General features: G+C 61.3%; 15 protein-coding genes and 1 other RNA gene. 8 read left to right on the forward strand and 8 right to left on the reverse strand.

Annotation, left to right across the window (positions count from 1 at the left end; translation table 11 throughout):
- Nucleotides 1–36: 36 nt before the first annotated feature.
- The 4 genes from UF78_RS20720 to UF78_RS20735 form a co-directional block, all read right to left on the reverse strand.
- Nucleotides 37–1,257 (reverse strand): 2-octaprenyl-3-methyl-6-methoxy-1,4-benzoquinol hydroxylase, encoded by a 1,221-nt coding sequence (locus UF78_RS20720; protein ID WP_045164096.1) that lies wholly within the window; start codon nt 1,255–1,257, stop codon nt 37–39.
- 204 nt (nt 1,258–1,461) lie between these two features.
- Nucleotides 1,462–2,640, reverse strand: a complete 1,179-nt coding sequence (gene ubiH, locus UF78_RS20725; RefSeq protein WP_045164097.1) for a 2-octaprenyl-6-methoxyphenyl hydroxylase — start codon at nt 2,638–2,640, stop codon at nt 1,462–1,464.
- Nucleotides 2,641–2,642: 2 nt separating this feature from the next.
- Nucleotides 2,643–3,974 carry a Xaa-Pro aminopeptidase gene (gene pepP / locus UF78_RS20730; RefSeq protein WP_045164098.1) on the reverse strand — a complete coding sequence of 444 codons (1,332 nt, stop codon included), beginning with the start codon at nt 3,972–3,974 and terminating at the stop codon, nt 2,643–2,645.
- Nucleotides 3,975–3,988: 14 nt separating this feature from the next.
- Complete coding sequence (locus UF78_RS20735; protein WP_045164099.1) at nt 3,989–4,543, reverse strand: YecA family protein; 555 nt, start codon at nt 4,541–4,543, stop codon at nt 3,989–3,991.
- Nucleotides 4,544–4,665: 122 nt separating this feature from the next.
- Here UF78_RS20735 and UF78_RS20740 point away from each other — a divergent pair, with 122 nt between their 5' ends.
- The 5 genes from UF78_RS20740 (at nt 4,666) to UF78_RS20755 (ending at nt 6,853) form a co-directional block, all read left to right on the forward strand.
- Entirely contained in the window at nt 4,666–4,875 is a 210-nt protein-coding gene (locus UF78_RS20740) for a TIGR02449 family protein (protein ID WP_045164100.1), read from the forward strand.
- Complete coding sequence (locus UF78_RS20745) at nt 4,872–5,186, forward strand: cell division protein ZapA (protein ID WP_045164101.1); 315 nt, start codon at nt 4,872–4,874, stop codon at nt 5,184–5,186. The genes UF78_RS20740 and UF78_RS20745 overlap by 4 nt, the downstream gene beginning before the upstream one ends.
- A 33-nt stretch (nt 5,187–5,219) precedes the next feature.
- Nucleotides 5,220–5,398, forward strand: a non-coding RNA gene (gene ssrS, locus UF78_RS22765) — 6S RNA.
- 6 nt (nt 5,399–5,404) lie between these two features.
- Nucleotides 5,405–6,022, forward strand: a complete 618-nt coding sequence (locus UF78_RS20750; protein ID WP_045164102.1) for a 5-formyltetrahydrofolate cyclo-ligase — start codon at nt 5,405–5,407, stop codon at nt 6,020–6,022.
- 381 nt (nt 6,023–6,403) lie between these two features.
- Nucleotides 6,404–6,853, forward strand: coding sequence for an EVE domain-containing protein (locus tag UF78_RS20755; protein ID WP_045164104.1), 450 nt, complete (start codon nt 6,404–6,406; stop codon nt 6,851–6,853).
- A gap of 28 nt (nt 6,854–6,881) precedes the next feature.
- Here UF78_RS20755 and UF78_RS20760 read toward each other — a convergent pair whose 3' ends face one another.
- A complete protein-coding gene (locus UF78_RS20760; RefSeq protein ID WP_045164105.1) occupies nt 6,882–7,286 on the reverse strand; it encodes a flagellar basal body-associated protein FliL in 405 nt (134 codons plus the stop codon).
- A 178-nt stretch (nt 7,287–7,464) separates the two neighbouring features.
- Here UF78_RS20760 and UF78_RS20765 point away from each other — a divergent pair, with 178 nt between their 5' ends.
- The gene (locus tag UF78_RS20765) at nt 7,465–8,442 is read left to right on the forward strand and encodes an NADPH:quinone oxidoreductase family protein (RefSeq protein WP_045164106.1); all 978 of its coding nucleotides are present in this window, start codon (nt 7,465–7,467) and stop codon (nt 8,440–8,442) included.
- 78 nt (nt 8,443–8,520) lie between these two features.
- Here the strand turns inward: UF78_RS20765 and secB are convergent, their stop codons facing one another.
- The 3 genes from secB to UF78_RS20780 all read right to left on the reverse strand — a co-directional run bounded on the left by secB (nt 8,521) and on the right by UF78_RS20780 (nt 9,773).
- A complete protein-coding gene (gene secB / locus UF78_RS20770; protein WP_045164107.1) occupies nt 8,521–9,015 on the reverse strand; it encodes a protein-export chaperone SecB in 495 nt (164 codons plus the stop codon).
- An 87-nt stretch (nt 9,016–9,102) separates the two neighbouring features.
- Nucleotides 9,103–9,357: a glutaredoxin 3 gene (gene grxC / locus UF78_RS20775; RefSeq protein WP_045164108.1), complete on the reverse strand. Its 255-nt coding sequence runs from the start codon at nt 9,355–9,357 to the stop codon at nt 9,103–9,105.
- Nucleotides 9,358–9,359: 2 nt separating this feature from the next.
- A complete protein-coding gene (locus UF78_RS20780) occupies nt 9,360–9,773 on the reverse strand; it encodes a rhodanese-like domain-containing protein (RefSeq protein ID WP_045164109.1) in 414 nt (137 codons plus the stop codon).
- Between the two features lie 141 nt (nt 9,774–9,914).
- Here UF78_RS20780 and gpmI point away from each other — a divergent pair, with 141 nt between their 5' ends.
- Together gpmI and UF78_RS20790 are read left to right on the forward strand one after the other, a co-directional pair.
- Complete coding sequence (gene gpmI, locus UF78_RS20785) at nt 9,915–11,453, forward strand: 2,3-bisphosphoglycerate-independent phosphoglycerate mutase (protein WP_045164110.1); 1,539 nt, start codon at nt 9,915–9,917, stop codon at nt 11,451–11,453.
- A 106-nt stretch (nt 11,454–11,559) separates the two neighbouring features.
- Complete coding sequence (locus UF78_RS20790; protein WP_045164111.1) at nt 11,560–12,819, forward strand: murein hydrolase activator EnvC family protein; 1,260 nt, start codon at nt 11,560–11,562, stop codon at nt 12,817–12,819.
- Nucleotides 12,820–12,836 lie beyond the last annotated feature (17 nt).

Below are 12,836 nucleotides of genomic sequence, written 5' to 3' on the forward strand. Positions count from 1 at the left end.
TATTCGCGCCGCCCGGAGACCGCGAGCCATCGTCGGTCAGACGCGTGCCAGATCCGGTAGATCACCGCTCAGACCCAAAGCCTGACGCACGAACAATGCCTTGGCTTCCGGCATGGCCTGAATCGCTTTCAGGCCGGTATTGCGCAGCCAGCGCAGCGGCAGAGGATCCGCCTGGAACAGGCGCTCGAAGCCTTCCATCGCAGCCATCATGGCCAGGTTATGCGGCATCCGGCGTCGTTCGAAACGGCCCAATACACGGGGATCACCCAACTGGGCACCCCGAGCGGTAGCCGCCAGCAGTACCTCTGCAAGCACTGCGGCATCAAGCAAGCCTAGGTTCACGCCCTGCCCCGCCAGGGGGTGGATGGTGTGCGCAGCATCGCCAATGAGCGCCAGGCCTGGTTGCACATAGCGCTTGGCATGGCGCTGCCGCAAGGGAATACAAAGGCGCGGATCGGCCTTCAGAACCTCGCCCAAGCGGTATTCGAAGGCCCGCCCAAGCGCCTGACAGAACGCTTGATCGTCGAGAGCCATCAGACGCTGAGCCTCGTCTTCGGTGGCCGACCAGACGATGGAGCACCAATGCGGATCGTCTCCGCGTTGCAGCGGCAGGAAGGCCAACGGGCCGTCATCGGTGAAGCGCTGCCAGGCCGTCTGCTGATTCGGTTCGGCACAGCGCACACTGGTCACGATGGCATGGTGCAGATAATCCCATTCGCGCGTTTCGCAACCTGCCAGACGGCGGACCGCGGAGTTGGCGCCATCGGCCGCAACCACCAGACCGGCGCTGAGTTGTTGCCCGTCGGCCAGGGTCAGGGTCCAGCCATGTTCGTTCTGCTGCATTCGCTCCAGACGTGCGTTGGCCAGCAATTCGATCGAGCCATGCGCTTCCAAAACCTCTAGCAGGGCGTTCTGCACCACAGCGTTCTCGACGATGTGGCCGAGCACCTCGGCATGTACCGATGCGGCGGAAAAATGAATTTGCCCGGTGCCGGAGCCATCCCACACATGCATATCGGTATAGGGGCTGGCACGGCGCCGGACGATTCCAGACCAGGCGCCGACACGCTCGAGAATCCGCTGGCTGGCGACGGACAACGCACTGACACGCGGTTCGAATGGGGCGTCGGGGGCGAAAGTCTGGACGTCCAGCGGGCCGGCATCGATCAGCTTGATGGCGAAGCCGGCGTCTTGCAGTGCCAAGGCCAGAGTACTGCCGACCATCCCGGCACCGACGATGATGAGGTCCGCTTGCATTGCTGCTCTCCTACACCGCGCCGGCCTTCGGCTGCGGCATGTCTGGTGGGTCCGCAAGCCGAACTGACGGCCCTGCGCATTACACGCTCGATACTCAACCCGGCAGGACTGCTCCCGCCGTAGCTCTCCAATCGCCCGGAACGGTCCAATGCTGAGCGGGTTCAGGAAACAACTCGACCACTCCGAACGATCAGCCCAAGACGCTCAACGTTCGCGTACGCCCAACCCCATCGCTTGCCGCGCAAACCAGCTCTTGGCTGGCGGCATGAGATCCAACCCCAGCAGTCCGACGTTGCGCGCCGCGCTGGAAAGACGGGCCGAATCACCGAACAGCTGGGTCAGCCGATCGGAAAAACCCACGGTGAGTCGCTGATCCGTCCGCTGCTGCCGATGATAAGCCTGCAGCACACCCAGATCCCCCAATCCCTTAGGACTGCTCAATAGCGCATTCGCGAGCGCCTCGGTGTCTCGCAGAGACAGGTTGTATCCCTGCCCTGCGATAGGGTGCAAGCTGTGCGCGGCGTTACCCAGTACGACCAACCCGGAGCGAACCTGTTCTGCTGCCTCTATCAGCATCAGCGGATAGAGATGCCTCGCCCCGACCTGCTGGAAACCTCCCAAGCGATAGCCGAACGCCTGTTGCAGTTCGCCGAGAAACTCCGCTTCCGAGAGCGCGGCCAGACGCGCCGCATCCTGCTCCGAACGCGTCCAGACCAAGGCGCAGCGATTGTCCTGCAACGGCAACAGCGCCATCGGCCCGCTATCGGTGAAGCGCTCGAACGCCTGTCCGCCATGAGGCTTGCCCGGCGTCACGTTGGCGATCAGCGCCGTTTGATCATAAGGCGTGCACTTGATCTCGATGCCGAGTTGCTCGCGCAACGCGGACCGCCCCCCGTCGGCGAGCACGGCCAAATCGCAGTCAAGCTGTTGCCGGTCAGTCAGGATCAGCCGATAACCGCCGTCCAAGGGCTGCATGCGCTCGACTTCGGCGGGGCAATGACGAACCACGACCCGATCATCCAGCGCCTGCCACAGGCAATGACCAATCCAGGCGTTTTCCACGACATAGCCCAGTGCAGGCACCTGCTCGGTGCTGGCATCGAGCCGAGCAGCACCCGCCCGCCCGCGATCGGAAACATGGATGCGGCTGATCGGCTCAACACGCTCGGCAATCCGCTCCCAGACGCCCAACCGCTGGTAGATCAGCCGGGTACCGTAGGAAAGCGCGGTGGAGCGCGCGTCGTAGCTGGGCTGATATTCATTGCCCGGCTCGAACGGCTCGATCAGCTCGATGGTCCAGCCGCGTTGCCTGGCGCCCTGCTGCAGCGCCAGCGCCAGACTGGCACCGACCAGTCCGCCGCCCACGATGGCGAGCCGACCCATGCCTAGGCGACCTCGGAGGCGGTCGCCATCAAGGCCTCGATTTCCGCGACGGTCTTGGGCACACCGGTGGTGAGGATGTCGCAGCCGGTGCGGGTCACAACCACATCATCCTCGATGCGAACACCAATGCCGCGCCATTTCTTCGCCACGTCCTGGTTGTCAGCGGCGATATAGATGCCCGGCTCGACAGTCATCGCCATGCCCGGCTCGAGCACGCGCCACTCGCCGCCGACCTTGTAGTCGCCGACATCATGGACATCCATGCCCAGCCAGTGACCGGCGCGATGCATATAGAAAGGCTTGTAGGCTTCGGCGGCGATCAGCTCCTCGACATCGCCCTGAAGCAGACCCAGCTCGACCAGTCCGGCCGTGATGACTTGAACGGTAGCCTCGTGGGCCTCGTTCCAATGCTTGCCGGGCGCAATATGCTTGAAGGCCTCTTCATTGGCTGCCAGCACCAGCTCGTAGATCGCTTTCTGTTCGGCTGAAAAGCGACCGCTGACCGGGAAAGTGCGGGTAATATCGCTGGCGTAGCAGTCGATCTCACAGCCAGCATCGATCAGCACCAGGTCGCCATCCTTAAGCACCGCATCGTTCTCGCGGTAATGCAGAATGCAGGCGTTCTTGCCAGCCGCGACGATGGAGCCGTAAGCCGGCATCTTCGCCCCGCCCTTGCGAAACTCGTAGTCCAGCTCCGCTTCCAGGTGATATTCGTAGAGGCCTGGGCGACTGGCTTGCATGGCGCGAACATGGGCGCGGGCGGAGATCTCCGCCGCGGCGCGCATCACCCTCACCTCGTTGGTCGATTTGTACAAACGCAGGTCATGCAACAGATGATCGAGGGCGACGAACTCGTTCGGCGGCTGCGCTCCTTGACGCGCCTTGGAGCGGATAGTGTTGATCCACTCCATCAACCGGTGGTCGAATTCCTGATTGCTGCCGATGGCGTAGTAAACCCGTGAACGCCCTTCTATCAGGCCAGGCAGAATGTCGTCGATATCGCCGATGGGAAAGGCGTCATCAGCGCCATACTCGGAGATGGCCCCGTCCTGGCCCGCCCGCAACCCGTCCCACAGTTCTCGCGCCGGATCGCGTTCACGACAGAACAGCACGTATTCGCCATGCTCGCGGCCCGGGATCAGCGCAATCACCGATTCCGGCTCAGGGAACCCGGACAGATATTGAAAATCACTGTCCTGACGGTAGATGTGCTCGACGTCGCGATTGCGGATGTACATCGGCGCCGCCGGCAGGATGGCGATGCTGTTGGGTTCCATCTCGGCCATCAGCGCCTTGCGCCGACGGCTGTATTCCGACTTCGGGATGCGGATCATGAACGGCTGGGTCCTCAATGCAAGGAGGGCTTGGGTGCCGGCGGTACCGGCTTTGCACACTCGGTGAACAGCAGCAGTGGCGCCACGCGCAGGTATTCCATGACTTCCATGTAGTCACTTTCACCGTCCTCCGACTCCTCCAGGGAGTCTTGGATCTGCGCGATGGCTGCCAGATCCTGCAGGACTTCCATGGCCTCGCCGCTCAGCGCGCGGTCACCGGCGATCAAGCCGAAGCCGGTCAGGAAGCTCTGGCACCATTGCCCCAGGGCAAGCGCGCGCTCGGCGAGCGGTGCATCATCGGAGGGCAGCAACAGCACGATGGCGATGTCGTCACCGGCAAGCTCGCCTTTGACCATCTCCTGCAAGCCGATAAGCGCCTGGCGCACCGACTCCTCGGGCTCGGTGCCGAGCAGCTCGGCTGCATCGGTCAACCAGATGTCGACATCGAAACCGGCGCCGGCACAGCTGCGCCCGAGCAAAAGCCCGTGCAGCTCGGCGGGTGTGACGGGTTGGGCACTGCTGGCCAGCAATGTGGCGAAAGCGGCATACGGCGAGTTCTGAATGGGCATTGGCGGCTAGGCGCGCAGTGGCGCTAATGACTAGAATGAGGCCTTGTATCCTAGCATCGGCACACGAGCCAAGACCATCGAAGCCGGACCGCCAGATGCTCGCGCCACTTACCGGGAATCCCATGGAAGACGCCGATCTGCAATTGCTGACCGCCAAGCTGGAACAGCTGATTCAGCGCATCGAGCAACTCAAGGTGCAGAATCGCTTGCTGCTTCACAGCGAGCAGGCCTGGCGCGAGGAACGCGCTCATCTGATTGAAAAGAACGAAATGGCACGAGTGAAGGTCGAATCAATGATTTCGCGCCTGAAAGCCCTGGAGCAGGACTCATGACCCAGCCGAACACCGTAACCGTGCACATCATGGACAAGGAATACTGCATTTCCTGCCCACCCGAAGAACGCAGCAACCTCGAAGGCGCCGCGCAGTACCTGGACCGCAAGATGCGGGAAATCCGCAGCAGCGGAAAGGTCATTGGCGCCGACCGTGTCGCGGTAATGGCCGCGCTCAACATCACCCATGAATTGCTACACAAGCATGACCGGCTGGACGCCGAAGCCAACAGCGCCCGCGAGCACGTCCGCGTTTTGCTTGAGCGGGTCGACAGCGCGCTGGCCACTGATCCAAACCCCTCCAGCAACTGATGAACGGCAGACAGATTGCGTTATAATCCCGCCCACTCCCTGGCATGTTCGCCAGTCGGCGATGACCCTCTCCCGATAAGCAACACCATGGAGGCTACACGTAGTGCCGGTGTGCATGTCCGCCTGACGGAAAGCCTTAAGGTACTCTGTAGTCGCCACCTTGAACTCTCGGGTTCAAGGGCCTACGCTGGCAGCGGCATGCTGGGGAGCCTCATTTCATGATCGCAGCCGAAGGCCTCTCGCGCCCGGCGCTGCGACGTCAATTGCGACAAGCTCGCCGCCAGCTCTCGCCCGTCCAGCAACGTCAGGCCGCAAGAAACCTGTATCGGCAACTGGCTCAGCATCCGCTGTTTCGCCGTGCGCGCCACGTCGCTCTGTATTTGCCCAACGACGGTGAAATAGATCCCCGCCCGCTGTTACTGGAAGCGCAACGACGCGGCAAGGCGACCTACTTGCCGGTGCTCAATGCCTGGCCACGCACGCGCATGGTGTTCCAGCGAATACTTCCGAACGAGCAGCTGAAGCCGAACCGATTCGGTATCTCCGAGCCGGTTTTTTGTCATGCCCGTCAGCGCTCCATCTGGGCCCTCGATCTAATTCTTATGCCGCTGGTGGGGTTCGACGAACACGGTGGCCGGCTGGGCATGGGAGGGGGCTTTTATGATCGCAGCCTGGCATACCGCAGTAGGCGCAAAAAAGGTCACAAACCGACGCTTCTAGGCCTTGCCCACGAATGTCAGAAGGTTGATCGCTTGCCATTGGCCAGCTGGGATGTGAGCTTGGAGGCTACGGTGACGGGCCGGGGCTGGTATGCGAAGCGAGGCGGGAATAGCTGAGGAATATCTGGGGCCGCGTCCATGCGGCGGGCGCGCTCAGCGCTGAAGCTGTTGCGAATGACTGATCGGAACCATTGAAGACGTGTCGCCTGGCCGATCCCACAACCCCTGGGTGTAGCCCGTTGTCACGACCCCGAGGCCAAAAATCAGCACCAGGATCCAAAGAATGTCTGGCTTGCGTTTCATAGTTTTCGCCTCCCCCTGCTAGGCGACAGTGTTACGTCGAGTCAGTATCGTTTTAGTTTTCCAGACTCGACAATGCCAACCTCAAGCGCGGCATTCTCCGTCATGCCTCGGTACAGCGCAAACTTGCGTTGCGACCGATTGTCGGGGATGTTGCGTTTGAGAACCCATCAATGCAATCAGCAGTGAGCAAAGACCATGCCGTACTGGTTGATGAAGTCCGAACCGGACGAATTTTCTATTCGAAACCTGGAGCAACTCGGCACGAGTCGCTGGGATGGCGTACGCAACTACCAGGCTCGCAATTTCCTTCGCCAGATGGCTGAAGGTGACCGGTTCTTCTTCTACCACTCAAGCTGCGCCACGCCTGGTATCGCCGGAATAGGAGAAATTCAGCGCACCGCCTATCCCGACCCGACCGCCCTTGACCCCGACAGCAGCTATTTTGACGTCAAGGCCCACAAAACAAAAAACCCCTGGAGCGCCGTAGACGTCGGCTTTATCGAACGCTTCGATTCGACGCTGACATTGCCTCGACTCAAAGCGGAGCCGGCTCTCGCGCAGATGCCATTAGTACAGAAGGGTAGCAGGCTCTCAGTGATGCCGGTCAGTGAAAGCGAGTGGCTCGCCATTCTCGGTATGCGCTGAGCCATTGGGCTGCCATGCCCTCGGGCCACTATTGAACAATCAGATTATTGAATAGCAGGTCTTCCACCAAGGGCTCACCTTCTTCCTGAGTGAGCACCGCCTGTACCTGCTTGAGCGCTTCCTGCCGAAGGGTTTCTTTGGCCTCGACCGCTCCGAGGCTGGCGTCGGTCTGTTGCGAAAATAGCGTCACCAGCTGATTGCGGATTAACGGCTCGTGATGCTTGACCTTCGCTTCCGCCTCACTCCCGCTGACACGCAACGCAATGTCGGCCTTGTAGTACTTCAGCCTGCCGCCCGAACCGTAGTTTCCTACCAACGCAGGGACCAACGCGTAATAGATGGTTTTGGTGGCGGCCGCATCGGCTTCGGACGTTTCGGCCAGAACCGGCTGCGCCATACAAAGCGCGAAGAACACAGCAAGAAGTCGCTTCACGTGAAAACTCCAAGGGATACGGTCACCAGCATAACCAGTGCCACGCGCGGACCCAAGCCCGGCCTTATGTATCGCCATCAGGACAGACCATGCTCATTGCACGCCGCGAGCAGGCTCCTAGACTGGTTGAACTCGAAAATGGCAATGGTCCCTCTCTGACGACAATAAGGAAAACCCGATGAAAGCTGTCCTGTGCAAAGAATTCGGCCCGGCCGAGAAACTCGTCATCGAAGAAATCGATAGCCCGCAGGTCAAGAAGGGCGAGGTGCTGCTCGATGTACATGCCGCCGGCGTCAACTTTCCGGACACGCTGATTATCGAAGGCAAGTATCAGTTCAAGCCGCCCTTTCCGTTTTCGCCGGGCGGTGAGGCTGCAGGCGTGGTCGCCGCGGTGGGCGAGAACATTACCCACTTGAAAGTCGGCGACCGCGTCATGGGGCTGACGGGCTGGGGCAGCTTTGCCGAGCAAGTCGCCGTCCCGGGAGACAATGTGCTGCCAGTTCCACCTAGCATGAGTTTCGAGACGGCTGCGGCCTTCAGCATGACCTATGGCACCTCGATGCATGCACTCAAACAACGCGCCAACCTGCAGCCCGGCGAAACCCTGCTGGTCCTGGGCGCATCGGGCGGCGTCGGCTTGGCCGCCGTCGAGATCGGCAAGGCAATGGGGGCCAGAGTCATCGCCGCCGCGTCCTCCGCCGAGAAGCTCGAGGTCGCAAAGGCTGCGGGCGCCGATGAGCTGATCAATTACACAGACACCAGCCTCAAAGAGCGCCTGAAGGAGCTGACCGATGGCCAGGGCGTGGACGTGATCTACGATCCGGTAGGCGGCAAACTGTTCGAAGAAGCGTTCCGCAGCATTGCCTGGAACGGCCGAATGCTGGTGGTCGGCTTCGCTGCAGGCGATATCCCTTCGCTACCGGCCAATCTGCCCTTGCTCAAGGGTGCCTCGCTGGTCGGGGTGTTCTGGGGCACCTTCGCCCGCCGCCAGCCGCATGACAACGCCGCCAACTTCAAGCAGCTGTTTGCCTGGCACGCCGAAGGCAAACTGAAACCCTTGGTATCGCAGACCTTCGCGCTTGAGCAGACCGCCAACGCGATAAACACGCTGGCCCAGCGCAAGGCTGTGGGCAAACTGGTCGTGAAGGTACGCTGAGAACCGTAAACCGCTAGCGCGGGACACCAGGCGTCCCGCGCTAGCGTGTAACGAGAGGATCTTACGAAAGGACGCTAATCAGTGAGCGGTAGCCGGCGCTTCGCCGCCCTGCTGCATGCGAGCCATTTCCTGGGCATACAGCGCATCGAAGTTCACCGGTGCCAGCATTAGCGCCGGGAAAGAACCGCGAGTGACCAGGCTGTCCAAGGTTTCGCGGGCATAGGGGAACAGGATGTTCGGGCAGAAGGCGCCAAGCGTGTGACTCATGGCTTGGGCTTCAAGCCCCTTGATCAGGAAAATACCGGCCTGCTGGACTTCGGCGATGAACGCCACCTCCTCGCCCGTCTTGACGGTAACCGACAGAGTCAACACCACCTCATGGAAATCGTTTTCGAGCGACTTCTGCTTGGTGTTCAGGTCCAGCGCAACGCTCGGATTCCATTCCTGACGGAAGATTTCTGGACTTTTCGGCGCCTCGAAAGAAAGGTCTCGAACATAGATCCGCTGCAGGGAAAACTGTGCGCCCTGCTCGTCCTGACCAGCCGCTGCGCCGTTGTTTGCTTGTTCAGTCATGTGAAGCCTTCTTGTTGTGCATGTCGTGTTGGAGATCGCCCTGCCAGCGCCGATGCGAGTCGCCCGCCCGACAGAGCTGTAATCGAATCATGCCTGTAGCAGCGGATCCAGCCGACCTGCCCGTTCCAGCGCGTGCAGCTCGTCGCAGCCACCGACATGCTCGTCGCCTATCCATATCTGCGGAACCGAGGTACGTCCGGCCTTGTTCGCCATTTCGGAACGCAAGGCCGGCTTGCCGTCCACGGCAATTTCCTCGTAACTGACACCCTTGCGATCGAGCAGACTCTTGGCCCGGACACAGTACGGGCACCAGGCGGTGGTATAGATGACGACTTTTGGCATATTTACTTGACCACTGGCAAATTCTCGCCGCGCCAGCTGGAAATTCCCCCAGCAAGCTTGGCAGCAGTAAAGCCCGCCTTCTGTAACTCACGGCAGGCCGCTCCAGCGTGCTGGCCCATGGCGTCGACGACGATGATCGTCTTGCCCTTGTGTTTTTCCAGCTCGCCCATTCGGCTGACCAGCTTCTCGTAGGGAATGTTCAATGAGTCGACGATGCGGCCCGCGTCGAACTCCTTCTTCGCACGCACGTCCAACACCACGCCTTCGTCGCGATTGACCAGATTGGTCAGCTCACGATTGCTCAGGCTCTTGCCGCCCTTGCGCGCCTCGGTGAAGGCAAGCAGGACCAGCAGCACCAGAAAGATGCTGACCAGTACATAGTGGTTGGAGACAAATTCAATCAGGTTAGCGACCATCAATAGGGTACCCGGGGGATAAAATGCGGGCCAGTATACACAGCCCCTCCACCGGGCTGAACCCTGCGAATCGTGACGCCAAACGGGCCAGCCAGTAGACTGGCCGCCATTTTTCGCGCCCTCGTGCAAGGAGCCAGATACATGCCTGCCGCGCCCAAACCCCTGGTACTGATGATTCTCGACGGCTTCGGACACAGCGACAGTCCTGAATTCAATGCCATCCACGCCGCCAACAAACCGGTTTATGACCGTCTGCTCGCCAGCCAGCCGCACGGTCTGATTTCCGGCAGCGGCATGGATGTGGGCCTGCCGGACGGCCAGATGGGCAACTCCGAGGTAGGGCACATGAACCTGGGTGCTGGTCGCGTGGTGTATCAGGACTTCACCCGAGTGACCAAGTCCATCCGGGACGGCGAGTTCTTCGAGAACCCGAACATCTGCGCCGCGGTCGACAAGGCCGCCGCCGCGGGCAAGGCCGTGCATATCCTCGGCCTGCTGTCAGATGGCGGCGTACACAGCCATCAAGACCATCTGGTGGCGATGGCCGAACTGGCCGCCAAGCGCGGCGCAGAAAAGATCTATCTGCATGCCTTTCTCGATGGCCGCGATACTCCGCCGAAAAGCGCCCAACATTCCATCGAACTGATGCAGGCCACCTTCACCCGCCTGGGCAAAGGCCGCGTCGCCAGCCTGATCGGTCGCTACTTCGCGATGGATCGCGATAACCGCTGGGACCGTGTCGAGCAGGCCTATCACCTGATCGTCGACGGCAAGGCGGCCTATCGTTCCGACTATGCGGTGGACGGCCTGATCGCCGCTTACGAGCGCGGCGAGAGCGACGAGTTCGTCAAAGCCACCACTATCGGCGAGCCGGTACGCGTGGAAGATGGCGATGCCGTGGTGTTCATGAACTTCCGTGCCGACCGCGCGCGCGAACTGACCCGCTGCTTCGTGGAGCCCGATTTCAACGAGTTCCCGCGCGCGCGCGTACCGAAACTGGCTGGCTTCGTCATGCTGACCCAGTACGCCGCAAGCATCCCCGCACCGTCGGCTTTCGCACCCGAAGCCCTCACCAATGTGCTGGGCGAATACCTGGCGAACAATGGCAAGACCCAGCTGCGCATCGCCGAGACCGAGAAGTACGCCCACGTCACCTTCTTCTTTTCCGGCGGTCGTGAGGAGCCGTTTCCCGGCGAAGAACGCATTCTCATTCCATCGCCACAGGTCGCCACCTACGATCTGCAGCCGGAGATGAGCGCCCCGGAAGTCACCGATCGCATCGTCGAAGCCATCGAGCAGCAGCGCTACGACGTGATCATCGTCAACTACGCCAACGGCGACATGGTGGGCCACACCGGCGTGTTCGAGGCTGCCGTGAAAGCAGTGGAATGCCTGGACACCTGCATCGGTCGCATCACCGAAGCGTTGGACAAGGTTGACGGCGAGGCATTGATCACTGCCGACCATGGCAATGTCGAACAGATGGAGGACGCCATGACTGGACAGGCGCACACCGCCCATACCTGCGAACCGGTGCCTTTCATTTATTACGGCAAGCGCAACCTGACGATCCGCGAAGGCGGTGTGCTCGCCGATGTGGCTCCGACGATGCTGACGCTGCTGGGCCTGCCGGTGCCTGCAGAGATGACCGGCCGCTCGATCATCGAACTGCAAAGCTGACGATGGCAGCTGGAAACCGAGCCTTCGCTTCAGCTGAGGGCTCGAGCTTCCAGCCGCTTTTTTAGGCATACTACGGCGATCCCAAACCTTCCGGCTTGTCCCTTACATGCCTCGTATTCTTCTCGCATTCGCACTTTTCTGTCTGCTCGGTTCGGCCATGGCAGACGAGCGCGCCGACGCCCGTAAACAAATCGAAGCGGCACGCAAGGACGTCGCCGAGTTACAAAAGCTGCTCAAGCAGATCGAGCAGGAGAAATCGGCGGTCCAGAAACAGCTGCAAACCACCGAAAGCGAGATGGGTCAGCTGGAAAAGCAGGTGGACTCGCTGCAGCAGGAAATCGATCGCAGCGAAGCGGAGCTCGAGCGCCTCAATGATGAAAAGACCACACTGGAAGGCGCTCGCCTCGAACAGCAGCGCCTGATCGGAATCCAGGCGCGGGCTGCCTACCAGAGCGGGCGTCAGGAATATCTCAAGCTTCTGCTCAATCAGCAGAACCCGGAAAAATTCAGCCGCACCCTGACCTACTACGACTACCTCAGCAAGGCCCGTTTCGAGCAGGTCGCAAACTTCAACGAAACGCTCAGCCAGCTGGCCAAGGTCGAAGCAAACATCGAGGCGCAGCAGACGACGCTCGCCGAGCAGCAGGACGGATTGCAGGAGCGCCGCGCCCAGCTGGCCGAGGTACGTCAGGAGCGCCGTCAGACGCTGGCCAAGCTCGATCGCGACTTTTCCACCCGCGACCAGAAGCTCAAGGCGCGTCAGCAGGAGCAGGCGCAACTGGAGCGAGTCCTCAAGACCATCGAGCAAACCCTTGCGCGGCAAGCACGTGAAGCCGAACAGGAGCGCCAACGCGCGCTCGCAGCGGCACGCGAAGAACAAGTCCGCCAGCAACAGGCAGGTCGCACCGCACCGGCACCGTCAGGGCCGATCGTATCCAGCGCCGGAGGAAATTTCGGCGGCCCATTCGCCAGCGCCAAGGGCAAGCTGCCCTGGCCGGTGGACGGACGATTGGTCGCCCGCTACGGCACTCCGCGCGGCGGTGATGCTCGAACCAAGTGGGATGGCGTGCTGATCGGGGCCGAAGTCGGCACCCAGGTGCGTGCCGTGCACGGCGGCCGGGTGGTGTTCGCCGATTGGCTGCGGGGTGCCGGCCTGCTGGTGATCCTCGACCATGGCAATGGTTACCTGAGCCTGTACGGTCACAATCAGAGCTTGCTGCGCGACGCCGGAGAAATCGTCAAGGCAGGCGACCCGATCGCCACCGTAGGAACCAGTGGCGGACAAGAGTCCGCCGCACTGTATTTCGCCATTCGCCAACAGGGTCGCCCAAGCGATCCAGCACAATGGTGTCGCGCGCAAGGATAGGCCGGTCCGGCTGCTAG

The sequence above is a fragment of the Stutzerimonas stutzeri genome (genome assembly GCF_000952685.1).
In the GTDB taxonomy this organism is placed as follows: domain Bacteria; phylum Pseudomonadota; class Gammaproteobacteria; order Pseudomonadales; family Pseudomonadaceae; genus Stutzerimonas; species Stutzerimonas stutzeri_E.